This window comes from Saccharopolyspora rosea (genome assembly GCF_025643595.1).
In the GTDB taxonomy this organism is placed as follows: domain Bacteria; phylum Actinomycetota; class Actinomycetes; order Mycobacteriales; family Pseudonocardiaceae; genus Saccharopolyspora; species Saccharopolyspora rosea.
On sequence record NZ_CP102826.1, the window covers coordinates 348,528 to 373,858 of the forward strand.

The 25,331-nt window shown below is 72.0% G+C and carries 24 protein-coding genes; 11 read left to right on the forward strand and 13 right to left on the reverse strand.

Features of this window, described 5'->3' with window-relative positions; translation table 11 throughout:
- Positions 1-202: 202 nt before the first annotated feature.
- From NV263_RS01695 to NV263_RS01705, 3 genes are read right to left on the reverse strand one after another with little or no spacing between them, the layout of a single operon-like run.
- Positions 203-730: a 2'-5' RNA ligase family protein gene (locus NV263_RS01695; RefSeq protein WP_263250576.1), complete on the reverse strand. Its 528-nt coding sequence runs from the start codon at positions 728-730 to the stop codon at positions 203-205.
- The gene (locus NV263_RS01700) at positions 730-1,632 is read right to left on the reverse strand and encodes an HhH-GPD family protein (protein WP_263250577.1); all 903 of its coding nucleotides are present in this window, start codon (positions 1,630-1,632) and stop codon (positions 730-732) included. Before NV263_RS01700 ends, NV263_RS01695 begins: the two co-directional genes overlap by 1 nt.
- A 47-nt stretch (positions 1,633-1,679) precedes the next feature.
- Complete coding sequence (locus NV263_RS01705; RefSeq protein ID WP_263250578.1) at positions 1,680-2,171, reverse strand: beta-class carbonic anhydrase; 492 nt, start codon at positions 2,169-2,171, stop codon at positions 1,680-1,682.
- Positions 2,172-2,349: 178 nt separating this feature from the next.
- Between NV263_RS01705 and NV263_RS01710 the strand changes: the two genes are divergently transcribed.
- Positions 2,350-2,937 carry a hypothetical protein gene (locus tag NV263_RS01710; protein WP_263250579.1) on the forward strand — a complete coding sequence of 196 codons (588 nt, stop codon included), beginning with the start codon at positions 2,350-2,352 and terminating at the stop codon, positions 2,935-2,937.
- A gap of 41 nt (positions 2,938-2,978) precedes the next feature.
- Here the strand turns inward: NV263_RS01710 and radA are convergent, their stop codons facing one another.
- Together radA and NV263_RS01720 are read right to left on the reverse strand one after the other, a co-directional pair.
- Positions 2,979-4,364 (reverse strand): DNA repair protein RadA, encoded by a 1,386-nt coding sequence (gene radA, locus NV263_RS01715; protein WP_263250580.1) that lies wholly within the window; start codon positions 4,362-4,364, stop codon positions 2,979-2,981.
- A gap of 101 nt (positions 4,365-4,465) precedes the next feature.
- Positions 4,466-5,041, reverse strand: a complete 576-nt coding sequence (locus NV263_RS01720) for a copper chaperone PCu(A)C (RefSeq protein WP_263250581.1) — start codon at positions 5,039-5,041, stop codon at positions 4,466-4,468.
- 278 nt (positions 5,042-5,319) lie between these two features.
- Here NV263_RS01720 and NV263_RS01725 point away from each other — a divergent pair, with 278 nt between their 5' ends.
- The 6 genes from NV263_RS01725 (at position 5,320) to rlmB (ending at position 10,154) form a co-directional block, all read left to right on the forward strand.
- Positions 5,320-5,808 carry a CarD family transcriptional regulator gene (locus NV263_RS01725; protein ID WP_009947449.1) on the forward strand — a complete coding sequence of 163 codons (489 nt, stop codon included), beginning with the start codon at positions 5,320-5,322 and terminating at the stop codon, positions 5,806-5,808.
- 18 nt (positions 5,809-5,826) lie between these two features.
- Positions 5,827-6,516, forward strand: a complete 690-nt coding sequence (gene ispD, locus NV263_RS01730) for a 2-C-methyl-D-erythritol 4-phosphate cytidylyltransferase (RefSeq protein ID WP_263250582.1) — start codon at positions 5,827-5,829, stop codon at positions 6,514-6,516.
- Complete coding sequence (ispF, locus tag NV263_RS01735; protein WP_263250583.1) at positions 6,513-6,998, forward strand: 2-C-methyl-D-erythritol 2,4-cyclodiphosphate synthase; 486 nt, start codon at positions 6,513-6,515, stop codon at positions 6,996-6,998. The genes ispD and ispF overlap by 4 nt, the downstream gene beginning before the upstream one ends.
- Before the next feature lie 52 nt (positions 6,999-7,050).
- Complete coding sequence (locus NV263_RS01740; RefSeq protein WP_263250584.1) at positions 7,051-7,731, forward strand: HAD family hydrolase; 681 nt, start codon at positions 7,051-7,053, stop codon at positions 7,729-7,731.
- A gap of 65 nt (positions 7,732-7,796) precedes the next feature.
- Positions 7,797-9,191 (forward strand): cysteine--tRNA ligase, encoded by a 1,395-nt coding sequence (gene cysS / locus NV263_RS01745; protein ID WP_263250585.1) that lies wholly within the window; start codon positions 7,797-7,799, stop codon positions 9,189-9,191.
- 3 nt (positions 9,192-9,194) lie between these two features.
- On the forward strand, positions 9,195-10,154 hold the full coding sequence (gene rlmB / locus NV263_RS01750; RefSeq protein ID WP_263250586.1) for a 23S rRNA (guanosine(2251)-2'-O)-methyltransferase RlmB: 960 nt from the start codon (positions 9,195-9,197) through the stop codon (positions 10,152-10,154).
- A gap of 105 nt (positions 10,155-10,259) precedes the next feature.
- On the opposite strand, the gene NV263_RS01755 is transcribed toward rlmB, so the two are convergent.
- A complete protein-coding gene (locus NV263_RS01755) occupies positions 10,260-11,096 on the reverse strand; it encodes a phospholipid scramblase-related protein (RefSeq protein WP_263250587.1) in 837 nt (278 codons plus the stop codon).
- 135 nt (positions 11,097-11,231) lie between these two features.
- Between NV263_RS01755 and NV263_RS01760 the strand changes: the two genes are divergently transcribed.
- From NV263_RS01760 to NV263_RS01770, 3 genes are all read left to right on the forward strand, one after another.
- On the forward strand, positions 11,232-12,659 hold the full coding sequence (locus NV263_RS01760; RefSeq protein WP_263250588.1) for an MBOAT family O-acyltransferase: 1,428 nt from the start codon (positions 11,232-11,234) through the stop codon (positions 12,657-12,659).
- Positions 12,660-12,869: 210 nt separating this feature from the next.
- The gene (locus NV263_RS01765; RefSeq protein ID WP_263250589.1) at positions 12,870-13,913 is read left to right on the forward strand and encodes a 2,3-butanediol dehydrogenase; all 1,044 of its coding nucleotides are present in this window, start codon (positions 12,870-12,872) and stop codon (positions 13,911-13,913) included.
- A gap of 80 nt (positions 13,914-13,993) precedes the next feature.
- Entirely contained in the window at positions 13,994-15,262 is a 1,269-nt protein-coding gene (locus NV263_RS01770) for an alginate O-acetyltransferase AlgX-related protein (RefSeq protein WP_263250590.1), read from the forward strand.
- 4 nt (positions 15,263-15,266) lie between these two features.
- Here the strand turns inward: NV263_RS01770 and NV263_RS01775 are convergent, their stop codons facing one another.
- The 5 genes from NV263_RS01775 to NV263_RS01795 form a co-directional block, all read right to left on the reverse strand.
- A complete protein-coding gene (locus NV263_RS01775) occupies positions 15,267-15,737 on the reverse strand; it encodes a potassium channel family protein (RefSeq protein ID WP_263250591.1) in 471 nt (156 codons plus the stop codon).
- Positions 15,738-15,773: 36 nt separating this feature from the next.
- Complete coding sequence (locus NV263_RS01780) at positions 15,774-16,619, reverse strand: metal ABC transporter permease (RefSeq protein WP_263254007.1); 846 nt, start codon at positions 16,617-16,619, stop codon at positions 15,774-15,776.
- Positions 16,620-16,636: 17 nt separating this feature from the next.
- Positions 16,637-17,485 carry a metal ABC transporter ATP-binding protein gene (locus NV263_RS01785; RefSeq protein WP_263250592.1) on the reverse strand — a complete coding sequence of 283 codons (849 nt, stop codon included), beginning with the start codon at positions 17,483-17,485 and terminating at the stop codon, positions 16,637-16,639.
- A gap of 7 nt (positions 17,486-17,492) precedes the next feature.
- Positions 17,493-18,431: a metal ABC transporter solute-binding protein, Zn/Mn family gene (locus NV263_RS01790; RefSeq protein ID WP_263250593.1), complete on the reverse strand. Its 939-nt coding sequence runs from the start codon at positions 18,429-18,431 to the stop codon at positions 17,493-17,495.
- Positions 18,432-18,637: 206 nt separating this feature from the next.
- Complete coding sequence (locus NV263_RS01795) at positions 18,638-19,732, reverse strand: ABC transporter ATP-binding protein (protein WP_263250594.1); 1,095 nt, start codon at positions 19,730-19,732, stop codon at positions 18,638-18,640.
- A 186-nt stretch (positions 19,733-19,918) separates the two neighbouring features.
- Here NV263_RS01795 and NV263_RS01800 point away from each other — a divergent pair, with 186 nt between their 5' ends.
- Positions 19,919-21,019, forward strand: a complete 1,101-nt coding sequence (locus NV263_RS01800) for a LacI family DNA-binding transcriptional regulator (RefSeq protein WP_263250595.1) — start codon at positions 19,919-19,921, stop codon at positions 21,017-21,019.
- A gap of 73 nt (positions 21,020-21,092) precedes the next feature.
- Here NV263_RS01800 and otsB read toward each other — a convergent pair whose 3' ends face one another.
- On the reverse strand, positions 21,093-23,648 hold the full coding sequence (gene otsB / locus NV263_RS01805; RefSeq protein ID WP_263250596.1) for a trehalose-phosphatase: 2,556 nt from the start codon (positions 23,646-23,648) through the stop codon (positions 21,093-21,095).
- Positions 23,649-23,810: 162 nt separating this feature from the next.
- Positions 23,811-25,250, reverse strand: coding sequence for an alpha,alpha-trehalose-phosphate synthase (UDP-forming) (locus NV263_RS01810; protein ID WP_263250597.1), 1,440 nt, complete (start codon positions 25,248-25,250; stop codon positions 23,811-23,813).
- Positions 25,251-25,331 lie beyond the last annotated feature (81 nt).

The window sequence follows — 25,331 nt, forward strand, 5'->3', positions numbered from 1 at the left end:
TCACCGCTCCCGCAGTAGTCGCCACTGCTGATCCAAAGTGGCCTTTCGAGCCGAACGCGGCAACTCGTGAACGTCGTCCACAGTGGAATGTCAGAGGTCGCCTTCGAGATCGTCCCGAGCAGCGGTGCCGGTGGCGGGACCGCTCACCGGCGAAGAAAGCTGCTCACACCGCTCACCGAGCCGGAAGCGGGTTCGAAGGCGATCACGCGGGGTGCAGCACGTCGACCTCGCCGGTCCGGGTGTCGGTCACGCCGATGCGGGTGACCGACGCGCGCACCGGTTCCGGCGGTTGCAGCGCGCGGAATCCGGCGGCGAGCTGGTCGGCGGTGATGCCCTGGGCCAGCGTGCAGTGCGGGATCCACGCGCCCGGGAAGTAGTAGGCCGAGGGGTCGCCGACGCGCCCGGCGAGCACGTCGTGCACCGCCGAGTGCACGGCCAGCAGCTCGGTGTCGACGACCGCACCCAGCAGCAGGTTCCGCTCCTCGCCGGGGAAGGTCCCCAGCGTGTGCAGCCACAGGTCCGGAATGGACAGCAGGCGCAGCTCGGCGCGCAGCGCCTTGCGCGCCGCGGCGGGGATCGAGCGGGCCGCCGCCAGCGTCACGTGCGGGAGGAAGCGGCCACCTGTGGCGGTGTCCAGGCTGGGCACCCCGGCGTCGTCCAGTCGGCGCCACAGCTCGCGGATCTCGGCCTCGCCCTCGGCGTCGAAGAACAGCTGCAGCGCCTGCGCCATCAGTGCTCCCCGGGGAGCGCGAACCGGCCGTCGGCGGTCTGCTCGACCAGGCCGTCCACCAGCAGCGAGTCCAGGCACCGGTCGCGCTGCCCGGCGTCGGACCACACCGCGTCGAGCTCGTGGCGGCCGACCGGACCCGTCGATCCGCGCAGCACGTCGAGGAGTTTGCCGCGCACCTGCCGGTCCGTGCCGGCGAACTTCTGCACCTTCTTGGGCGGGCCCGCGTACGCCGGACGACCGGCGTGCTGCCAGGCGCAGTCGTGCGCGATGGGGCAGGACTCGCAGGCGGGCGACCGGACGGTGCACACGACCTGCCCGAGTTCCATCAACGCTGCGGACATCCTGGCCGCGGTGGCGTCGTCCGACGGCAGCAGCGCGTCGACGTCGGCGAGGTCGCGCTTGGTCGACGGCGGACCGGCGTCGCCGGCGCCGTGCACGGCGCGCGCCACCACGCGGCGCACGTTGGTGTCCACCACGGGGGCCCGCCTGCCGTATGCGAAGGCGGCCACGGCGCGCGCCGTGTAGGCGCCGATGCCGGGCAGTGCGAGCAGCGTGTCGACATCGGACGGCACGACGTCGCCGTGCTCGTCGGCGATGACACCGGCCGCCTGGTGCAGGCGCAGCGCGCGGCGCGGGTAGCCGAGCTTGCCCCACGCGCGCAGCACCTCGCCCTGCGATTCGGCGGCGAGGTCGGAGGGACGCGGCCAGCGGCGCATCCACTCCTCCCAGATCGGCTGGACCCGGTTCACCGGCGTCTGCTGCAGCATCGTCTCGCTGACCAGCACGCCCCAGCCGGTGGTGCCCGGCGCGCGCCACGGCAGCGGACGCGCGCTGGTGTCGAACCAGTCGACGAGTTCGACCGGATTCACCGGCGGCACAGCGGAATTCGAGATGGTGGTCATGGCACCGCCGATCCTGCCAGGTGCCCCGGACGGCGCGGGCGCAGGCCCTACGCGACCTCGACGAGTTCGCCGGTCACGATGTCGGCCACGAAGCCGCGCACCGCGGTGGTCAGCGAGAGGAACGGGCTCCGGCGGACGCGTTCCACCGACTGGCGCACGTCCTGCTCGGCGTCGGTGAAGGTCTCCACCGACCACGACGGCCGCATGCCGGTCTCGGCCTCCAGCTCCGCCTTGAACTCGGCGTCGGTGAAGGTCTGCATCCCGCAGGCGGTGTGGTGGATGACCATGACCTCGCGGGTGCCGAGCTTGCGCTGGCTGACGGCCAGGGACCGGATCACGTCCTCGGTGACCGCGCCGCCCGCGTTGCGGATCACGTGCGCCTCACCGGGCTGCAGGCCCAGCGACTCGAACACGTTGATGCGGCAGTCCATGCAGGTCACGATCGCCACGCGCAGCGCGGGCTGCCCGGGCAGTTCGCGGGCGGCCGCGGTGCGGGCGTACTGGGCGTTGCGCTGCACGATGTCGTCGCAGGCAGTCACTGTCGTCCTCCCGGATCCCGAATGTCGACCGCGCGGTTGCGATCGCCCGGACGAGGTAACCGCGCGAGGTGCTCGCGGCACAAGTCCTGCGCGATCGATTCCACAGCGCCACGATACGCCCGAACGGGTGATATTCGGATCCGGGATCCGGACCATGCCGCGGGTTACCGTTCCACTCGTGCTTGATCCGAACGGACCGCTCCCGCCGACGGTGTACTGGCGCCGTCGGGCCGTGGCGCTCGGCTCCGTCGTGGTCGCGGTGGCCCTGCTGGCCTGGGGCGCGCTGGCGCTCACCGGTGGTGAGCGGAGACCGCAGGCACCGCCCGCAGCCCCACCGGGTCCGCCGGTCGCGGTGGCCGCCGACGCGGCCCCGCAGGACTGCCCGGACCAGGCGCTGCGGGTCGCGGCGGAGGTCGCGCGGCCGTCCTCCCGCGCCGGTGACCGGATCGGCCTGAGCATCGTGGTGACCAACGCCGGGGACCGGCCGTGCGTGCGCGACACCGGCCGGACGCTGCGCGAGTTGACGGTGTCCACGGCCGCCGGGAAGCACGTCTGGTCCAGCAACGACTGCTACGCGGAGTCGACGAACGAGAAGCCGCTGCTGCAGCCCGGTCAGTCGGTGCGCAACGACGTGACGTGGTTCGGCCGCACCTCGGCACCCGGCTGCGCCGAGCCGCCGCAGGCGGTCCCGCCCGGCGACTACCAGGTCACGGCGCGGCTGGCCGACCTCGCCAGCGCTCCCACCCCGTTCCGGCTCACGCCCTGACGACGGCGTTCCCGATGCGGGTCCACTGTGGACTCGTTTGCTCAGGACTTGCGTCGCGGGCGGACCAGGCGCAGCGCCTCGCCGATGTTGCGGACCTCGGTGGCGCGGACCTCCTTCGGCAGCGGGCCGGAGTCCGGCGGGACGAGGGCGCGGTCGAAGCCCAGCCGGGCCGCCTCCGCCAGTCGGCGGCCCACGCCGGTGACGCGCCGGATGTCCCCGGCGAGACCGACCTCCCCGACCACGACCAGGTCGGAGGGCAGCGGCCGGGACAACCGGGAGGACGCGACGGCCAGCGCCACGGCCAGGTCGGCGGCCGGTTCGGTCACCTTCATGCCGCCCACGGTGGCGGCGAAGACCTCCTGGTCGCCGGTGCGGATGCTGCCGTGCTTGTCGAGCACCGCGAGCATCATCGACACCCGGGCCGAGTCCAGGCCGCTCACCGCGCGTCGCGGCATGGTCATCTGGGTGGGGGTGACCAGCGCCTGGACCTCGCTGAGCAGGGGGCGTTTGCCCTCCACCATGACGGTCACCGCGGTGCCCTCGACCTGCTGCTCCTGGCGGTTCATGAACAGGCCGGACGGGTCGGGGACCTCGGTGATGCCGTCGTCGCGCTGCTCGAAGCAGCCGACCTCGTCGGCCGGGCCGAAGCGGTTCTTCACGCCGCGCAGCATCCGCAGCGAGGAGTGCCGGTCGCCCTCGAAGTGCAGCACCACGTCCACCAGGTGCTCCAGCACGCGCGGTCCGGCGACCGCGCCGTCCTTGGTCACGTGCCCGACCAGCACCACCGGAAGGCCGCGTTCCTTGGCCAGCGCCACCAGCGCGGTCGTGACGGCGCGCACCTGGGTCACGCCGCCGGGGCTGCCCTCGGCCTCCGGTGACTGCACCGTCTGCACCGAATCGACGATCAGCAGGCCGGGCCGCACCGCGTCGACGTGCCCGAGCACCGCCGAGAGGTCGCTCTCCGCGCCGAGGAACAGCTGGGGGTGCACCGAGTCGGTGCGTTCCGCGCGCAACCGCACCTGGCCCGCGGACTCCTCGCCGGTGACGTACAGCGACGGGCCGGGCGAGGCGCCCGAGGCCCAGCGGTGCGCGACCTCCAGGAGCAGCGTGGACTTGCCGACCCCGGGCTCCCCGGCCAGCAGCACGACCGCGCCGGGCACGATCCCGCCGCCGAGCACCCGGTCCAGTTCGGAGATGCCGGTCGACACCGCGCGGGCGGAGTCGAGGTCGACCTCGGCGATCGGCCGCGCGGGCGTGCTGGGCGCACCCGCGGTGACCTTGGCCAGCGCCGGGCGTGCCGGGGCGGCCTCGTCGATCGTGCCCCACGCCTGGCAGTTCGGGCAGCGGCCGACCCACTTGGCGACCTCGTGGCCGCAGTCGGCGCAGCGGAAGGCGGGACGGGCGGCGCGGGTGTTCTTGGCGGGCACGGACGCGAGGCTATCGAGCTGCCGCGACAGCGCCGAGGACCCCGGTCCGGACACGGCGGAAGCCGCCCGCGAGCGCGGGCGGCCTCCTCGGAGTTCCTGGATCAGCCCTGGGCGCCCGGGGCGCCGTGCTCGGGGCGCGGGCGGTGGTCCTTGCCGATCGGCACCTGGACGGTGACCGGGCCGGCGTTCTGGAAGGTGAACGTCACCGGGATCGTCACGCCCGGGGTGATGTTCTGCTTCAGACCGTTCAGCGTGATGTCCACGGTGCGCTCGCCGGTGGCGGCCTGCTGCGCCTGGTCGGGCTGCGGCTGGGCGCCGTAGGCGCGCAGCGCCGTGCCCTGGCGCAGGTCCGTGGTGCCGCCGACGGTGCCCGAGGCGGCGTAGGGGCTGGACACGCTGACCAGCTTGTCGTCCTGGCCCTGGTTGGACAACACCAGCTCCAGCGGAGCGGAGGAGCCCGCCCGGTAGTCGGAGCCGGAGGCCGGGAAGGTGAACTGGGCGTCGCGGATCGCGATCTGCTTGACGACGCCGTTGCCTCCGTTGACCGCGGCGACCTGGGTGTCGGTCTGGGTGACCTGGCCGGCACTGCAGCCGGCGAGAGCGACGACGGTGCCGAGCCCGAGTGCGGCCGGGATCAACCGCAGGCGGACGGCCTTGTGGTGCTGAGGGCGGCTCACGGTTGCAGCGTCCTTCCTGATTGCCGGACAACCGGTATCCGAGCTTAATCCCCGCGTGCGCGGGGTGGTGGGAGGGGCCTCGGCGACCACCTCGAACAAGATCGTCTTTTATGTCCACTGTGGACTTCTTCAGCGGGCCGAAGTCGTCCGCCTTGCACGTCAACAGGCGGTTTGTCAACCCCTGTCCACCGTCTGACCTGCGATTACGGATGGTGAGGTGGTCGAGGCCGAGTTGCCTGCCGTGTTAAAGTGGAGGTAGCGAAAGGGGCAGAGGACACATGGTTTTCAAGGTCGGAGAGACCGTCGTCTACCCGCATCACGGTGCCGCGCTGATCGAAGCAATCGAGACTCGTGTGATCAAGGGCGAGGAGAAGCAGTACCTCGTCCTCAAGGTCGCGCAAGGTGACCTGACCGTGCGCGTCCCCGCCGACAACGCCGAGATCGTCGGTGTGCGGGACGTCGTGGGCCAGGAGGGGCTCGACCGGGTTTTCGACGTGCTGCGGGCTCCGCACACCGAGGAACCCACCAACTGGTCCCGGCGGTACAAGGCCAACCTGGAGAAACTCGCCTCCGGCGATGTCAACAAGGTGGCCGAAGTGGTGCGCGACCTCTGGCGACGCGAGAAGGACCGCGGGTTGTCCGCGGGCGAGAAGCGGATGCTGGCGAAGGCGCGTCAGATCCTGGTCAGCGAGCTCGCGCTGGCCGAGGGAACGGACGAGGGCAAGGCGGAGACCCTGCTGGACGAAGTCCTCGCCACCGCGGTCTGAGCACCGGGAACGGCGAGTGTGAGCGTTGTCGCGCTGGTCCCCGCGGCCGGTCGTGGGGTGCGTCTGGGGGCCGGGATGCCCAAGGCGCTCGTCCCGGTGAGCGGTGAATCGTTGTTGCTGCGCGCGGTCCGCGGCCTGCTGGCCTCGGGCCGCGTCGAGCACGTGGTGGTCGCGGCCCCGGCCGAGCAGGTCGAGGTGGTGTCCGCGGAATTGGCGTCGCTGCCGTGCGCGCACGTGGTGCCCGGTGGTGCGGAGCGCACCGACTCGGTGCGCCGGGCGCTCGACGCCGTCGACGAGGTGGCGCCGGACGCGCGGGTCGTGCTGGTGCACGACGCGGCGCGGGCGTTCACCCCGGCCTCGGTGATCCGGGACGTGGTGTCCGCGGTCGAGCAGGGCGCTCCCGCGGTGGTCCCGGTGCTCCCCGTGGCCGACACGATCAAGGAGGTCGACGCGTCGGGTGCCGTCGTGTCGACCGTGGACCGCTCGCGGCTTCGGGCGGTGCAGACCCCGCAGGGGTTCGCGCTCGACGTGCTGCGGGAGGCGTACGCGGCGGCCGGTGACATCGCCACCGACGACGCCGGGCTGGTGGAACGCCTCGGCGGCGAGGTGCGGACCGTGGCCGGGCACCCGCACGCGTTGAAGATCACGACCGCTTTCGATCTGGCCATCGCCGAGTCGGTGCTGGCCCTGGCTGGGGATTCCGCGTGACCGAACTGCCGTTGCCCCGGGTCGGGCAGGGTGTGGACGTGCATCCGGTCCAGGCCGGACGCGAGTGCTGGATCGCGGGCCTGCGGTGGCCGGGCGTCGACGGGTGCGCCGGGCACTCCGACGGCGACGTCGCCGCGCACGCGCTGTGCGACGCGCTGCTGTCGGCGGCCGGGCTCGGTGACCTCGGAGCCGTCTTCGGCACTGGGGACGACCGCTGGGCCGGTGCGCACGGCGTCGACTTCCTGGCCGAGGCGCGGGACCGGGTGCGCGCGGCGGGTTTCCGGATCGGCAACGCCGTCGTGCAGGTCGTCGGCAACGCTCCCCGCATCGGCAAGCGCCGCGAGGAGGCGCAGGAGGTGCTGTCCGAGGCGGTCGGCGCGCCGGTGTCGGTGTCCGGCACCACGTCCGACGGGCTCGGGCTGACCGGTCGCGGCGAGGGCGTCGCCGCCATCGCCACCGCCCTGGTCTTCCCCCGGCAGTGACCTTGCCCGCACCACCGTGCCTGGTGGGGCGGGGGCCGCTTACCGTGGCAGCGTGACTGTGCGCGCGGTGCTCTTCGACTTCTCCGGAACCCTCTTCCGCCTCGAAGAGGACCCGTCCTGGTTCAGCGAACTCACCAGTGCCGACGGGACTCCGCTCGACCTGGGTGAACAGGTCGAGATCATGCGGCGGATGACCGCCCCGTCCGGGCAGGTCGTCCAGCTCGAACCCGAGTACCAGGACGCCTGGGAGAACCGCGACCTGGACCCGGCCCTGCACCGCAAGGTCTACCTGGAGGTGCTGCGGCGCTCCGGCGTCCTCGACGGGCAGGCCGAGCGGCTGTACCAGCGGGTCGTCGACCCGGACTTCTGGACGCCGTACCCGGACGCCGCCGACGTGCTGCGGCGGTTGCACGAAGGCGGTACCCGGATCGCCGTCATCAGCAACATCGCCTTCGACATCCGGCCCGCCTTCGAGCGCATCGGCGTCGCCGGGTACGTCGACGAGTTCCTGCTGTCCTACCTCGAAGGTGTGATCAAGCCGGATCCGAAGCTGTTCCTGCGCGCCTGCGAGCGGCTGGGCGTCGCCCCGGAGGAGGCGCTCATGGTCGGTGACAGCGAGGAGGCCGACGGTGGCGCCGCCGCGGTGGGCTGCCAGGTCGCGATCGTCGATCCGGTGCCGGTCGCGCAACGCCCGGGCGGACTGCTCGACGCGGTCCGCGACGTGCTCGTCTGACACACCCCCTTGACGTGCGGCCCCTGACGTGATTCGGCACCGGACCGCACCCGTACCATCGGGGTGTGAGCCTGCACCTGCATGACACCGCGACCCGCACGACGCGCGAATTCCACCCGCGCTGCGATGGAGTGGCGTCGATCTACGTCTGTGGTGCCACCGTGCAGGGCGTTCCCCACGTCGGCCACGTCCGCAGCGGGCTGAACTTCGACGTGCTGCGCCGCTGGCTGCGGCTCAAGGGCTACGACGTGCGCCTGGTCCGCAACGTCACGGACATCGACGACAAGATCCTCACCAAGGCCGCCGAGGCCGGTCGTCCCTGGTGGGAGTGGGCGGCGACGCACGAGCGCGCCTTCGAGAGCGCCTACGACCGGCTGGGCTGCCTGCCGCCGTCCGCGCTGCCCCGGGCCACCGGGCACATCACGCAGATGGTCGACCTGATCCAGCGGCTGATCGACAAGGGCCACGCCTACCCGGCCGGTGGCGACGTGTACTTCTCGGTGTCCTCCTACGCCGACCAGTACGGCCGGTTGTCCGGGCAGAAGCTCGACGACGTGCAGCAGGGCGAGACGCTGGCCAGCGGCAAGCGCGACCCCCGGGACTTCACGCTGTGGAAGAGCGCCAAGCCGGGTGAGCCGAGCTGGCCGACGCCGTGGGGCGCCGGTCGTCCGGGGTGGCACCTGGAGTGCTCGGCGATGGCGACGTTCTACCTGGGCGGCGAGTTCGACATCCACGGCGGCGGGCTGGACCTGGTGTTCCCGCACCACGAGAACGAGCTGGCCCAGTCCAACGCGGCCGGGGACGGCTTCGCCCGGTACTGGATGCACAACGCCTGGGTGACGATGAGCGGCGAGAAGATGTCCAAGTCGCTCGGCAACACGCTGTCGATCCCGGCCGTGCTGCGCCGCGCCCGCGCCGCCGAGCTGCGGTACTACCTGGTCACGCCGCACTACCGGTCCACGATCGAGTTCTCCGACGGCGGGCTGGCCGAGGCCGTGTCGACCTACCGCCGCATCGAGTCGTTCCTGAACCGGGTCGTGCAGCGCACCGGTGGTGTGGAGCTCGGCGAGGTGTGCCCCGAGTTCGCCGCCGCGATGGACGACGACCTGTCCACGCCGCAGGCCATCGCGGCCGTGCACAACGTCGTCCGGGACGGCAACGCCGCGCTGGACGGCGGTGACGACGCGGCGGCGCGCACCGCGGCGGCCTCGGTGCGGACCATGACCGACGTGCTCGGGCTCGACCCGCTGTCCGAGCAGTGGGCCGCCGACTCCGGCGCGGACGACGCGGCCCGCCACGCGCTCGGGCAGCTCGTGGAGGGGCTGCTGGAGGAGCGCCAGCGGGCCCGCGCGGAGCGCGACTTCGCCACCGCGGACCTGCTGCGCAACCGCCTGCAGGACTGCGGGATCGCCGTCGAGGACACCCCCGACGGTCCGATGTGGACACTGAAAGACGGGTAAGACGTGGCAGGCAACGACAAACGCCGCGGCGCGATGCGCAAGCCGGGCTCGAAGAAGGGCATGGTGGTCGGTTCCGGCGGCCAGCGGCGCAGGGGCCTGCGGGGCAAGGGACCCACGCCCAAGGCCGAGGAGCGGGTCAGCCACCCCGCCAAGCGCCGCGCCGACGCCAAGGCCCAGGCCGAGCAGCAGCGCGCCCGCCGGAAGGCGCAGCAGGAGTCGGCGCCCGAGCTGGTGGCCGGGCGCAATCCGGTCGTCGAGTGCATTCGCGCGGGCGTTCCCGCGTCCGGGCTGTACGTGGCGCAAGGCATCGACGTCGACGACCGGGTGACCGAGGCCGTCGGCGAGGCCCGGGCGCGCGGTATCTCGGTGCTGGAAGTCCCGCGCGTGGAGCTCGACCGGCTGACCGGCGGAGCCGTGCACCAGGGCCTCGCGCTGCAGGTGCCGCAGTACGAGTACCGGCACCCGGACGACGTGCTCCAGGAGGCGCGGGACTCCGGCCTGCCGCCGCTGATCGTGGCGCTGGACGGCGTCACCGACCCGCGCAACCTCGGCGCGGTGGTCCGCTCCGCCGCCGCCTTCGGCGCGCACGGCGTCATCCTCCCGCAGCGGCGCAGCGCCGGGCTGACCGCCGTCGCGTGGCGGACCAGCGCGGGCACGGCGGCGAAGCTGCCGATCGCGCGGGCGGCGAACCTGACGCGCACGCTGCGCGACCTGAAGTCGGCCGGGCTGATGGTCGTCGGGCTGGACGCCGACGCCGACATCACTTCCGACGAGCTGGAGCTGGCCACCGAACCGCTGGTCGTCGTGGTCGGGTCGGAGGGGCGCGGGCTGTCCCGCCTGGTCCGCGAGACGTGCGACCAGACGGTGTCGATCCCGATGATGGGCGGCGTCGAGTCGCTCAACGCCTCCGTCGCGGCGGGCATCGTGCTGTCCGAGGTGGCCCGCCGGCGCCGCCTGACCTGAGAGGACCTGTCTTCGAACTCGTTCTGGGTGGCGGGGCCGGTGGCGGAACCTCACTGAGACGGGTCCCTGTTCGCGGACTCGTGGTGCGCGGCGGGCCCGGACGCGTCAGCTCTGGTACTGGCTGAGCGTGGTGTCGACGGTGAGGGCCGAGGCGAGGACCATGCTCAGCAGCGGGTCGGCGAGCGGGCGGTGGATCTGGACGACGTAGTTGTCGGCCGTGGTGAACGCCGCCTTGGCCAGGCCCTGCCAGGTCTTGGTGATGCGGCCGATCTCGGCGTCGGCGTGGTCGAGCAGCCGCAGGTCCCAGGCGCGCAGGTTCTCCGCGTGGATGCCGCCGATGCGCTGCCCGCCCACCTCGAAGGAGAACCGGGCCTTGCCCCAGACGTTTTCCATCCGGATGTCCCCGACCGCGGAGCCGTCCGGCCGCTGGACGTGCACGGTCGACTTCCACAGCGTCGCCGGGCGGGTCAGCAGCAGCACCGGTTGCCCGGCGGCGTCCCGGATCTCCAGCTTCACCGTCATCATCGAGTCGAGCTTGGTCAGCACCCGCAGCGCTTTCTGGACCACGCCCTGACCGGTCTGCAGGACCGAGCCCAGCTGCCGCCCGTGCTGGTCGTAGATGGCGTACTCGTTGGCCACCTCGATCAGCTTCGCCTGCTGGTTGACCACCAGGACCGGCTCGCTGAACAGGGTTCCGCCGCCTCCGGCGACCTGGCCGCCGACACCGGCGCGCTGCTGGACCTGCTTCTGGACGGACTCGGCGTTGCCGGTGCCGCCCAGCGCCATCTCGATCGGTGAGGCGTCGCCCTGCGGTGCGGCGGGCGCTTGCTGCGGCGGCCGGGCGGGCTGGACCTGCGGGGTCCACTGCCGACCGTCCCACCAGCGCACGTACCGCGGATCGGCCTGGTCCGGGTACCAGCCGGGTGGTGGCGGAGCGTTCATGACCTTCAGGCTAAGCGGTGAAGTGCGCGGCTGTCCGGCGTTTCGCGTCGTTCGCTCTCGGCCGCCGGGTGCGCTCGGCTAAGCTCGCCACCCGGAAGGGGGAGGCCCGGTCCTCCCGGAACCCGAGGCCCACCCATGTCGTTCGCGAGTCCGCTGTTCCTGTGGTACTTCCTGCCCGCTGTGCTGGCGGCGGTGCTGATCGCGCCTCGCGGTGCGCGCAACGCCGTGATCGCGGTGGCGAGCCTGGTGTTCTACGCCAGCGGTGCGGGCGGCACGACGCTGTTGCTGCTGGCCTGCATCGTGGTCAACTACCTGGCCGGACGGCACGTCGGCCCGAACGAGCGGTTGCTCGACCGGGGCGGGCGGCAGTGGCTGCTGGTCGGCGTGGTCGCCTTCGACCTCGCGGTCCTGGCGGTGTGGAAGTACGGGGGCTTCGCGACCGAACAGCTCGCCGTGCTGGCTTCCTGGTTCGGCGGCGACTTCCCGGTCCTGCACGTGGCGCTGCCGATCGGGATCTCGTTCTACACCTTCCACCACATCTCGTACGTGGTGGACGTCCACCGCGGGGACCGGCCGCCGCTGCGCGATCCGGTCTCGTTCGTCACCTACATCTCGATGTTCCCGCAGCTGGTGGCCGGGCCGATCGTGCGCTACCGGGAGATCGCCGACCAACTGCCGCAGCAGCGCACCCACCGGCTCGACGACATCGCCGCCGGTTTCCCCCGCTTCGCCTGGGGACTGACGAAGAAGGTCGTCGTCGCCGACACGCTCGCCCCGATGGTGGACGCGTGCTTCGCGGCGCCGCAGACGACGTTCGCGACCGCCTGGCTCGGCGCGATCGGGTACGCGATGCAGCTGTACTTCGACTTCTCCGGCTACTCCGACATGGCGATCGGGCTCGGCCGGATGCTCGGGTTCCGGCTGCCGGAGAACTTCGCCCGCCCGTACTCCGCGGTGACCGTGACGGAGTTCTGGCGGCGCTGGCACATGTCGCTGTCGCGGTGGTTCCGCGACTACGTCTACATCCCGCTCGGCGGCAACCGGCGCGGCGTCGCCCGCACCTACCGGAACCTCGCCGTCGTCTTCGTGCTGACCGGTTTCTGGCACGGCGCGGCGTGGACGTACCTGGTGTGGGGCCTGTACCACGGGGCGCTGCTGGTGGTCGAGCGCGCGTTCGGACTCGACGTGGCGCCGGTCCGCGCGGGGGCCCGGGTGGCGCGCCGGGCGTTGACGCTGCTGCTGGTCGTGTTCGGCTGGGTCCTGTTCCGCGCGCCGGACCTGGCGAGCGGGTTCGGGATGCTCGGTCACATGCTGGTGCCGGACCTCGCCGGGCTGCCCGACGTCGTCGAGGCTGCGGTGAGCAACCAGCGCGTGGTGTTCCTGCTGGTGGCGCTGGTCGTGGTGGCCCTCCCGGCGGGTCCGGGCACCGGGCCGTTCCTGGAAGCGGACCGCACCCGCTCGGCGAACGCGCTGCGCATGGCGGTCCTCACGGTCGGGCTGGGCTACGCCGCGCTGCTGGTCGCCACCGGCTCCTTCAGCCCGTTCCTCTACTACCGGTTCTGAGCGCGCTCGTCGTCGGCCCCGGTCCTGCCCGACCCGGATCGGAGGCGTCGGCGGTTCGGGCCGGGGGAATTCGACGGATGCGCGCACTTGCCGACGAATCGAGCCCGCAGCCCTCGGGGTCGAACGGACGGCAACGGTCCGCAACGGTTGCCGAAGGGGCCCGGGCGGCGTGTGCTGGGGGAGTTGGCAACGGCGCCCTCGGGAGGGGACATGCGTGCTGCTGTGTACCGGGGCCGGGAGGACCTCGTCGTCGACGACGTCGCGGAGCCCTCGTGCGGCCCCGGGCAGATCAAGGTGAAGGTGGCCCACAACGGGATCTGCGGGACCGATCTCCACGAGTACTACGCCGGGCCGATCTTCGTGCCGACGGAACCGCACCCGCTGACCGGCTACCGGCTGCCGTTGACGCTCGGGCACGAGTTCGCCGGGGCCATCACCGAAGTGGGCGAGGGCGTGCGGGATCTCGCCGTCGGCGACCGGGTGACCATCGAGCCCGTCTACCGCTGCGGGCAGTGCGCGGCCTGCCAGGTCGGGCACTACAACATCTGCCGGTTGATCGGGTTCCACGGGCTGATGGCGCCCGGCGGCATGGCGGAGTACACCGTCGTGCCCGCCTGGATGGCGCACCGGTTGCCGGACTCGATCTCGCCGGAGCTCGGCGCGCTGGTCGAACCGATGGCCGTGGCCTACCACGCGGCTCGGCTCAGCGAGGTGCACGAGGACAGCACCGCCGTGGTCTTCGGCGCCGGGCCGATCGGCATCGGCATCTGGTTCGCGCTGCGCGGCCTGGGCGTCGAGGCGATCACCGTGGTCGAACCGTCGGCGGAACGCCGCACCGCGCTCGCCGCGCTCGGCGCCGACGACGTGATCGACCCGACCGCGACCGACCCGGTGGACCACCTGGTCCGCCGCACCCGCGGACACGGCGTCGACGCGGCGTTCGACGCGGCGGGCACCGAGGCGAGCGTGAAGGCCGGGATGGGCTGCCTCGGCGCGCGCAAGCGCCTCGTCGCGGTGGCGATCTACGAACGCCCGCTGGTCACCGACCTGCTCCGGCTGGTGATGAACGAGTCCCAGGTGCAGGGCTCGTTGTGCTACACGTCGGTGGACTACCGGGCGGTGATCGACCTGATGTCGCGCGGGCACTACGACACCACCGGCTGGGTAGCGCACGTCCCGATCGACCAGGTCGTCGAGGAGGGGTTCGCCGCGCTGCGGGCCGGCCGGAAGATGAAGGTCCTGGTGGACCCCTGAAGGTCGGTCGCGCTCCCACTCCCGGACGCGTTCGACCGAACCGGACTCCGCGCGGGGACGGTCCTACTAACGTTGCGGTCGTGTCGAGTCGTCTGCCGCCGGTCCACGAGGCGTGGCTGCCGCGCGAACACCCGCTGCACCGCCCGCGGCACGGCAGGCGACAGCTCACCGCGCTGGTGTGCGCGGTGCTGTTCTTCACCGCGCCGCTGGTGACGTGGCTGTTCGGCGCGCGGCCCGAGCCGGTGGAGAACCGGCCGCTCGCGCCGTTCCCGAGCCTCGCCGACGGTCTCGGGTTCTTCACCGGCCTCGGGCCGTGGGCCACCGATCACCTGCCGTTCCGCGGTGGCGCGGTGCGGTCGGTGGAGGGGATCAGCCGGGGCGTGTTCGGCGAACCGGCCCGGACGAGCGGGGGAGCGCATTCCTCGCCGATTGGAGCGGGCCAGTCGGACGCCAAGCCACCGCTCGACGAGAACGTGTTCCCCAACGTCATCGAGGGCAAGAACGGTTGGCTCTACCTCGGGCACGACGTGTCGTACCGGTGCGTGCCCAAGCGCTCGCTGGACCAGGTGATCGCCGGGCTGCGGCGGTGGCGCCACGTCGTCGAGGCGTCCGGGCGGCGGTTCCAGCTCGTCATCGCCCCGGACAAGTCGACGGTGTACCCGGAGAACATGCCCGACGACTACGCGGGCAAGGACTGCTCCACGGCGGCCCGGGCCGAGTTCTGGCGGCGCGTCCCGGCCGCCACCGGCGCGATCGACATGCGCGGCGAACTGCGCGCGGTCGCCGCCCGCAACGGTCGGCCGATCTACCACGACATCGACACGCACTGGACGCACGAGGGCGGCGTCGCGATGACCTACCAGCTCGCCGAACGGCTGCGGCCGGGCAGCACCGCCGGTTGGCAGGTGCGGCCGACCCGCCAGTACCCGCACCCAGCCGACATCCCCGACCTGCTCGGCCAGCAGCGGACCGTGCCGATCCAGGCGTACTCGCTGGCACCGGACGGGGGCGCGGACAACACCCAGTTCCGCCCCAGCGACTTCCACCACCCGCTGCACCTGGAGTCCGAGCCGAAGCCCGGGATGATCGACGCTCCGGTGCGGATGGTCGGCGACTCGTTCACCCAGTTCGCCAGCCCCTACCTGGCGGCGGCGTTCACCGACATCGCCATCCAGCACCCCGACGACGTCGCGACCGACCCGCAGGCCGCCGGTCAGCTGCTCGCCGAAGGCCGGGTCGTGGTGTTCGAACTCTCGGAGCGCTTCGTCGCGGGAGGCCGCTACCCGATGCTGGACCCGCAGGTCGCCGACCGGGTCGGTGCCGTGCTGGCCGCGCACCCGGTCCGCTGAGCGCTCACCGCCTGGCTCGGGAGCGCAGGACGGCGACCGCGCCGCCGAGGAAGCCGATGTTGAACGCCATGTGCACGGCGACCACCGCCCGCGCGTCCTGGGACACCGCGTGCACGTCGTCGAACCCGACGGTGCTGGTCACCGACAGCGCGAAGTACAACGCGTCGGTCCTGGTGCGCAGCTCGGCGATCGAACCCGGGTGGTGCCGTGCCAGTCCGAAGTAGACGAGCGCGAAGAACAGCACCGCGAGGTAGAGCGCGGCCACGACCCCGGCCAGCGAACTGCGGCGCCCACCGCTGGGCCCGAACCGCCACACCTGGACCACGATCAGCGCCGACACGGCGAACAGCCCGACCGCGAAGGCGACCACGGCACCGACCGTCCCCGCGACGTCCGCGCGCACGGTGGGCAGCAGGTAGTACCCGACCGTGCACAGCGCGACCAGGCCGTACGTCACCAGCAGCCTGCGCACCATCCCGCCAGGTTGCGGCAGGTGCGCGGCCGACGCCATTCACGCCGCGGCGCGGCGGCGCATCCGGCGGTCGCCGACGAGGCGGCAGACCAGGTAGATCACGAACGAGATGATCGTCACGAACGCGCTCACCGGCGCGCCCGGCGCCAGCGACAGCACGATGCCGCCGAGCACCGCGACCTCGGCGAACACCACGGCCAGCAGCGTCGCCTTGACCGGGCTGGCGGTGATCCGCGCCGCCGCGGCCCCCGGCGTGACCATCAGCGCCAGCACCAGCAGCGCGCCCACGGTGTACACGCCGAGCGCGGTCGAGACGCCGACCAGCACCGCGAACAGCGGTGTCAGCACCCGGGAGGGGACGCCGCGCGCGACCGCCACGTCCGGGTCGACGCTGGCGAACAGCAGCGGCCGGTAGACGCACGCCAGCACCACCAGCACGACGGCCGCGCAGCCGCTGAGCAGCAGCACGTCCGAGGAGTCCACGCCGACGATCTGGCCGACCAGGATGCTGAACTTGTTCGCCGTCCGCTCCGGGTTCAGCCACAGCAGCAGCACGCCGACGCCGAGCCCGAACGACAGGATCGCGCCGATCACCGAATCCCGTTCGGTGCCGCGCTGTCCCAGCAGGCCCAGCAGCAGCGCCGCGACCACCGCTCCGGCCAGCGAGCCGACGGCGACGCCGACGCCGAGCAGCAGCGCCGCGGCCGCGCCGGTGAAGGCGAGCTCGGCGGTGCCGTGCACCGCGAAGGACATCTTGCGGGTGACGACGAGCGGGGCCAGGCAGCCCGACACCAGTCCGAGGGCGGCGGCGGCCAGCAGCGCCTGCTGGACGAACGGGTAGCCGAGCAGCTCCGCGGTCACCGAGAAGTCGAAGAGCTTGCCCATGGCGTCGATGAATGCGTTCACGCTTGTTCCGCCTCGTCCACGTGGTGCGGTTCGCCGTCCTCGGCCCCGGCGATCACCAGGCGCCCGCCGACCCGGGCGACCTCGACGTCGGTGCGGTAGAGCTCGGAGAGCGTCGCCGAGTTGATCACCTCGTCCGGGGTGCCGATCCGGAACCGCCCGTCCACCAGGTACAGCACCCGGTCCACCACCGGCAGCACCGGGTTGATCTCGTGGGTGACGAACAGGACCGCGGCGCCGGTCTCGCGGGCCTGCCGGGAGATCAGCCGGCTGACCTTGCGCTGGTGCGAGATGTCCAGTGACAGCAGCGGTTCGTCGCACAGCAGCACGGACGGGTCGCCGACCAGCGCCTGCGCGACCCGCAGCCGCTGCTGCTCGCCGCCGGAGAGCAGCCCGAGCGGCATGCGCGCGTACTCGGTCGCCTCGACCGCCCGCAGCGCGGCCTCGACGCGTCGGCGGCGTTCGCGGCGGTTGCGCAGGCCCAGGCCCCAGTGGTGGCCGTCCAGGCCGAGCCCGACGAGGTCGCTGCCGCGGACCATGACGGTCGCCTCGACGGCGCGCTGCTGCGGGATGTAGCCGATGCGCTCGCTGCCGCGCCGCGCGGGTTCACCGGCGATCTCGACGGTGCCGGAGGTGAGCTGCTGCAGCCCGAGCAGCACCCGGAGCAGGCTGGTCTTGCCGGAGCCGTTCGGACCGAGGACGGCCAGGAACTCGCCGGGCGAGACGTCCAGGTCCAGGCCCGACCACAGCGTGCGGGGTCCGTAGGAGAGGGTGGCGTCGCGCAGCCGGACGGCGGGGGCCGTCCCGGTGCGCGCGACGGTGGTGTCGGTGTGGGGTTCGGCCGTCATCGGGGCCTCAGTGCTGCTGGCCGAGGGCGGTCTGCAGGGACGTGATCTGCTCGTCCATCCACTGCAGGTAGGTCTTCCCGGCGGGCAGCGTCTCGCTCATCTCCACGACGGGGATGTGGTTGCGCTCCGCCGCGGTGCGCACGTCCCGGGTGACCGGCGACTCGGTCTGCGGGTTGTGCACGACCGCGGAAGCCTGCCGGGAGCCGATCGCGTTCTGGATGTCGGCGACCGCGGCGGCCGACGGGTCGTTCTCGGCCTCGACGGCGTTGACGAACGACTGCGGCGTGATGTCCTGCAGCTTGGCCGCCTCGATCAGGTAGTGCGCGACGGGCTCGGTGACGATGACCTTCTTGCCCGCGTTCGCGGCGGCGACCTGGTCGACCTTGCCCCGCAGGCCGTCGACCTGCTGGTCGAACTGGGCGGCGGCGTCGTGGAACCGGGCGGCCTGGTCGGGGCGGATCCGGCCGAGCTGGTCGGCGATCTGGTCGGCGACGTCGTGCACGACGTGCAGGTCGTACCAGACGTGTTCGTTGACGGAGTGGTCGTGCCCGTGCCCGTCGGCGGGTCCGGGCGCCTCGTGCTCGTCGGTGACGGCTTCCACGGTCGGCTTCTGCCCACCACCGGCGGCCAGCGCCTTCTCCATGAACTCGTCGTACCCGCCGCCGTTGAACACCACCAGGTCGGCGTCGCTGATCCGGGCCGCGTCCTGCGGGGTGCTCTCGTAGGAGTGCGGGTCGGCGTCGGGGCTGCTGATGACGGACTGGACGTCGACGCTGTCGCCGCCGACCGCCTGGGCGATGCTGCCCCACACGCTGGTGGAGGCGACGACCTTGATCCGGTCGTTGCCGCCCGGTCCGGTCGGTTGGCTCCCGCATGCGGTCATCGCCAGTGCTGCGGTGGCGAGTCCGGCCAGCGCGGTCGCGGTGCGGCGGTTGCGGACGGTCATCAACAACTCCTCGGGGCGCGGCCGCCGGTCCTCTGCGGGCTGACGGCTAACTGCGAACGGTAACGGAAACCGTTGTCAATTGCAGTCTAAGCACCTGTGGGGTCAAGATTCCACCGACCGGGTTAATTCCGTGGCGTGAAACATGCGAACGCCCCGCGGGAGGCGGTGCGACACCGTCGAATCCCGCGGGGCGTTCGCCGTGGAGGTCAGGCGGCCAGCCGCGCGCCCGTCTCCGGGTGGAACAGGTGGATCTCGTCGCTGTCCCGAACCGCGACGGTGACCTGCTGGCCGAGCGCGGGCGGGGTGCGCCCGTCGGCGCGCACCACGAACCGCTCCGGCGTGCCCGCGACGTCGATCGAGCCGTGGATGAGCGCGTCGGCGCCGAGCTCCTCGACCAGCTCCACGGTCATGCTCAGCCCGTCGGCGGAGCTGGGCGCCAGCGACAGCGACTCGGGTCGCACGCCGAAGGTGACCTGCTCCAGACCGCCCGCCGCGTCCAGCGCGGCGCGCGGCAGCGGGATGGTGTGCCCGTCGAGCACCGCGCCCTCGGCCGACAGCGGCACGGTCTTGAGGTTCATCGCCGGGGAGCCGATGAACCCGGCCACGAACGCGTTCGCCGGGTTCTCGTACAGCTCGCGCGGGGTGGCGCACTGCTGCAGCACGCCGTCGGCGAGCACCGCGACCCGGTGGCCCATGGTCATCGCCTCGACCTGGTCGTGGGTGACGTAGATGGTCGTGGTCCCCAGCCGCTTCTGCAGCGACGCGATGTTCGCGCGGGTCTCCACCCGCAGCTTCGCGTCCAGGTTGGACAGCGGTTCGTCCATGAGGAACACGCTCGGTTCGCGCACGATGGCCCGGCCCATCGCCACCCGCTGCCGCTGACCGCCCGAGAGCGCCTTCGGCTTGCGGTCCAGGTACTTCTCCAGGTCGAGCATCCGGGCGGCCTCGGTGACCTTCTGCCGGATCACGTCCTTGGGCGTCTTGCGCAGCTTGAGCGCGAAACCCATGTTCTCGGCGACCGTCATGTGCGGGTAGAGCGCGTAGGACTGGAACACCATCGCGATGTCCCGCCCCTTCGGCGGCGTGCTCGTCACGTCCGCGCCGCCGATGGTGATCGCTCCCTCGTCGACGTCCTCCAGGCCCGCGAGCATCCGCAGCGCCGTCGACTTGCCGGAACCGGACGGCCCCACCAGCACCAGGAACTCCCCGTCCGAGATCTCCAGATCGAGCCGGTCCACGGCCTTGACCGGCGGATTCCCCTGGTAGACCCGCGACGCGTTGACGTATGCCACCTCAGCCATGTGTGACGCACCTTTCACCGAGTCGGTGCGGAGAAACTAGCGGGAAAACGATGTCCGGTCATCCCCTGTGGCGAAAGAGTTTCACAGAGTAAGCGGTTCGTGTCGCTGCGTATCGGCGTTCGAACATGAGTGGGATCTGCATCATGCTCACTTCACCGTCGGGTACTGAACCGTTACGGTTCCTCCATGGCGCGGTCAACGAATGCCCGGCGGCCTGCGACGCTGGCCTCTCTAGCTGCGGAACTCGGGGTCTCCCGGACCACGGTGTCCAACGCCTACAACCGTCCGGACCAGCTCTCACCGGAGCTGCGCAAGCGGGTGCTGGAGACGGCGCGGCGACTCGGGTACCCGGGGCCGGACCCCGTCGCGCGGTCCCTGCGCACCCGCAAGGCTGGTGCCGTGGGACTGCTGCTCACCGAGAACCTCTCTTACGCCTTCCGCGACCCGGGTGCCGTCCAGTTCCTCGAAGGGCTGGCGCTGGCCTGCGAGGACGCCGGGCAGGGCCTGCTGCTGATCCCGGCGAGCCCGGAGCGCGAGGACGTCGCCGCGGTGCACCGCGCCGGCGTGGACGGTTTCGTCGTGTACTCGGTGCCCGAGGACGATCCGCACCTGGCCGCCGTGCTGGAGCGGCCGGTCCCCGTCGTCATCGCCGACCAGCCGCAGCTGGACAACCTCGACTGGGTGGGTCCGGACGACGCGCGGGCGATCAAGGCCATGGCCGACCACCTGATCGGACTGGGCCACCGGCGCATCGGGGTGTCCTGCATGCGCCTGGCGCGCGGCCGCAACGACGGCCCCGCGTCCGTGCAGCGGCAGGCCAACGCCAGCTTCCACGTGCAGAAGGCGCGGTTGACCGCGCTCGCCGAGGCGTTCAGCGAGGCGGGAGTGGACTGGACGAAGGTGCCGGTCGTCGAGCGCTTCGACCACACCACGGCGTCCGGTGCGTCGGCCGCGGCCCAGCTGCTGGAGATGGACCCCGAGATCACCGCGGTCGTGTGCACCTCGGACATCCTCGCGCTGGGCGCCCTCAGCGAGGCGCGCAACCGGGGCCTGCGGGTTCCCGAGGACCTCACCGTCACCGGATTCGACGGCATCCCGGACGCGGAACGGGCGAACCTGACCACGGTCCGCCAGCCGGTGCTGGAGAAGGGCCGCGCCTCCGGACGGCTGCTGCTGGAGGCCGGCGAGCCGGGCCGCCCGCGCCGCGTCCAGCTGGAGACCCAGCTCATCGTCGGCGCCACCTCGGCGCCGCCGCGCTCCGCCGAGGAGCGCTGGTTCGGCCCGTGAGCCCGCGCGGCCCCGCCTGACGCCGGAGGGGCGGTGGCCCGCGCGGACCACCGCCCCTCCGAGCTCGTGGGGGTTACGCCGACAGCAGCTGGGCGCAGCGGATGAGGCCCAGGTGGGAGTACGCCTGGGGGTGGTTGCCCAGGGACCGCTCGGCGATCGGGTCGTACTCCTCGGACAGCAACCCGGTCGGACCGGCGGTGTCCACGATCTGCTGGAACAGCTCCTCCGCCTCGGTGCGCCGCCCGATCAGCAGGTACGCCTCGATCAGCCACGCCGCGCACAGGTGGAAACCGCCCTCGTCACCGGGCAGCCCGTCGTCGCGGCGGTAGCGGTACACCGTGGATCCGCTGCGCAGCTCCGCCTCGATCGCGGTGACCGTGGCGCTGAACCGCTCGTCCGACGGGTCGATCAGCCCGGACAGACCGACGTGCAGCGACGCGGCGTCCAGGTCCGATCCCTCGTAGGCGGTGGTGAACGCCTGCACGTCCGGGTGCCAGCCGTTCTTGATGACGTCCTCGGCGATCTGCTCGCGCAACGGCTCCCACGACGGGTCCGGCTCCCGGCCGTACGCCTCGGCCAGCTTCAGCGCCCGGTCCAGCGTCACCCAGCACATGACCTTCGAGTACACGTGGTGGCGCGGCACATCGCGCTCTTCCCAGATGCCGTGGTCGGGCTCGAACCAGCGGCGCGACACCGCCTCGGCCATCGCGGTGACCAGGTCCCAGTCGTTGTCCCGGATCTTGCCGGTGGCCTGCGCCAGGTGCGCCACCAGCTCGACCACCGGGCCGAACACGTCGAGCTGCACCTGCTGGTCGGCCAGGTTGCCGACGCGCACCGGCCGCGACCCGGCGTAGCCGGGCAGGCTGTCGATCACCGCCTCCGGGCCGAGCCCGGTGCCCTGCAGGGTGTACAGCGGGTGCAGCCGCTCCGGGCCCGGCAGCGTCGCCAGCACCCGGTGCAGCCAGTCCAGGAACGCCTCGGCCTCGGTCGTCGAGCCGACGGTCACCAGCGCCTGCGCGGTCATCGCGCCGTCGCGCAGCCAGCAGTAGCGGTAGTCCCAGTTGCGGACGCCGCCGATCTCCTCGGGCAGCGACGTCGTCGCGGCGGCCATGATGCCGCCGGTGTCGGTGTTGCACAGGCCCCGCAGCGTCAGCGCCGAGCGGGCGACCAGCTCGGGCTCCACCTCGGGCAGCGTCAGCGTCGCCATCCAGTCCGACCAGTAGCGGTCGGCCTCGCCGCGCCGCTGCGCCTCGGTCATCTCCGGCGGGCCGAGGTCGTCGGTGCCGCAGCGCAGCTCCAGCACCACCGGCTCGTGCTCGTTCAGGTCCAGGACCGCGTGCGCCGACTCGTGCATGCCGTCGGAGGTGATCTGCCACTGCACGCCCGGGGAGTACAGCACCATCGGTTCCGAGGTGCCCTGCACGCGCAGCCCGCCGATCTCGGGGGTCAGCCGCACCGGAACCTGCCCGAACTCGGGCCGCGGCGCGAACTCCACGGCCGCCCGGGTGGCCCCGTTGATCACCCGGACGAGGTCGGTGCGGTGCGGGTCGGTGCCGTGCGCCAGGTAGTCCGTGACCAGCAGCCGCGACCAGCGGGTCTCCACGGTCATCGTGTTCGGCACGTAGCGCTGGCCGAGCGGCAGCGGGCTGCGCTGGGCGCCGTTGCCCGCGTGCTCCGGCCGGATCGAGAAGTGCCCGGCGCCGGGACCGCCGAGCAGGTCGGCGAACACCGCCGCCGAATCCGGGCCCGGGTGGCACATCCAGGTCAGCCGCGCGTCCGGGGTCAGCAGCGCGACGTTGCGCTCGTTGGACAGCATGGTCAGCCGCTCGATCGGCGGCGCCTGTTCGCCGTAGAGCCAGGTGCGCCGCTCCTCCATGAGGAACGCCAGCACGGTCGCGACCTCGGTGGTGTCCTTGATCCGGTAGGCCGCCAGCGTGTCGCCGTCACCGACCTTGATGCCCAGGTCGGGCCCGTGCAGCCGGGCGAACGCCTTCTCGTCGGTGACGTCGTCGCCCAGGAACACCGCGGCGGTGGCGCTGACCTGGTGGCGCAGCGCGTCCAGCGCGTTGCCCTTGTCGGTCTGCACCACGGCCAGCTCGATGACCGCCTTGCCCTCGGTGACCTGCACGCCGTCCCAGGTGGCCGGGCCGGTGCGGGCCTCGCGCAGGGCGCCCTCGGCGACCTCCGGCTCGGCTTGGCGGACGTGCATCGCGACGCTGGCGGGTTTGTTCTCCAGCGTCACCCCGGGTTTGCCCGCGACGATCTCCTGCATGGCGACCTGCAGGCTCGTGCGCAACCGGGTCGCCTCGGGCTCCAGTTCGTGCACGAATCCCACGTCGAACTCGGAACCGTGGCTGCCGACGAGGTACACCTCGGCGGGCAGTCGGGACAGGGTCGCCAGATCACGCAGTGCCCGGCCGGAGATCACCGCGGTGGTGGTGGACGGCAGCGCGGCCAGCGAGCGCAGCGCGTGCACCGATTCGGGGAGCGGTTTGGCCTGGGTCGGATCCGCCACGATGGGGGCAAGGGTGCCGTCGTAGTCGCAGGCGACTAGAAGTCGTGGTGTCCGCGCGAGCTGCACGATCACGCGGCGCAGCTCCGCAGGCAGGGCTTCGGCGGTCAACGCCATACTCCTCAGGGGCGTGGTCGGTCGGGTGTGGATCGATCCGGTAGCGGACGTCGAGTCGGCTCCGCGTCGCCGTGCGGTGGCCGCTTGACGCTGACCGGTTTTCGATCAGTGTCGCTGAACGCAGTGCGTGTCCGGTTTTGGCGGTGCCTGCGTTGCTCGCACTCAGTCAGCGAGGGGCGTGCCCAGTGCTTCGAGGAACGACCGCGCCCAGCGGTCGACATCGTGCGTGAGCACTTGCCTACGCAATGCGCGCATCCTACGGCGTCCCTCGGCCTCATCGATGTTCAGGGCCGCGAGCAACGCGTCCTTCACGCCGTCCAGGTTATGCGGGTTCACCAGGAACGCGCTCGTGAGCTCGGCCGCAGCTCCGGCGAACTCGCTGAGCACCAGGCTTCCGCCCAGGTCGTGGCGGCAGGCGACGTACTCCTTGCAGACCAGGTTCATCCCGTCCCGCACCGGCGTCACGACCATGACGTCGGCGGCGCAGTAGAAGGCCACCAGCTCCTTGCGGTCCACCGAGGCGTGCAGGTAGTGCACCGCGGGGTGGCCGACGCGGCCGAACTCGCCGTTGATCCGCCCGACCTCGCGCTCGATGTCCTCGCGCATCTGCTTGTAGTGCTCGACGCGCTCCCGGCTGGGCGTGGCGATCTGGATCATGGTGACGTCCTCGGCCTTGATGTGGCCCTCGGCCAGCAGCTCGTGCATGGCGTGCAACCGGACGTCGATGCCCTTGGTGTAGTCGAGGCGGTCCACCCCGAGCATGATCTTGCGCGGGTTGCCCAGCTCGGCGCGCAGCGTCTTGGCGCGCTGCTGGATCTCCTTGGTGCGCGCGAGGCGGTCCAGTTCGGTGGAGGCGATCGAGATCGGGAACGCACCGACCCGCACGATGCGGTCGCCGACGTGCACCACGCCGGGCCGCGAGCGCACGCCGACCTGGCCGCGGCTGGGTTCGAAACCGGCGAGCCGCCGGGCCAGCCACAGGAAGTTCTGCGCACCGCCCGGGCGGTGGAAGCCGACCAGGTCGGCGCCGAGCAGCCCGCGCACGATCTCGGTCCGCCACGGCAGCTGCATGAACAGCTCCACCGGCGGGAACGGGATGTGCAGGAAGAAGCCGATCCGCAGGTCCGGGCGCAGCTCGCGGAGCATCGCGGGGACCAGCTGCAGCTGGTAGTCCTGCACCCACACGGTCGCGCCCTCGGCGCTGACCTCCGCGGCGGCCTCGGCGAACCGGCGGTTGACCTGCCGGTAGGTGTTCCACCACGAGCGGTCGAACACCGGCGGCACTACGACGTCGTGGTACAGCGGCCACAGCGTCGCGTTGGAGAAGCCCTCGTAGTACTCGGCGAACTCGGTCGACGACAGCGGTACCGGGTACAGCTGGAGGTCGTCGTCGGTGAACGGGTCGACCTCGACGTCGGCGACGCCCGGCCAGCCGACCCAGGCGCCATGCCGGGCCCGCAGGAACGGTTCGAGCGCGGTCACGAGCCCGCCGGGGCTGTGCTTCCAGCGCTCGGTGCCGTCCTCCAGGCGTTCCAGGTCCACGGGCAGCCGGTTGGCGACGACCACGAAGTCCGCTCGGATGGGCGTGCTGCCCTTGCTCACCGGATTTCCTCCCACCCTGTTGTCCACCTGTCGCGAGGCTAGCCAATCGCGGAGCGTCGTGCGTGCTGCGTGTGGTGCAAA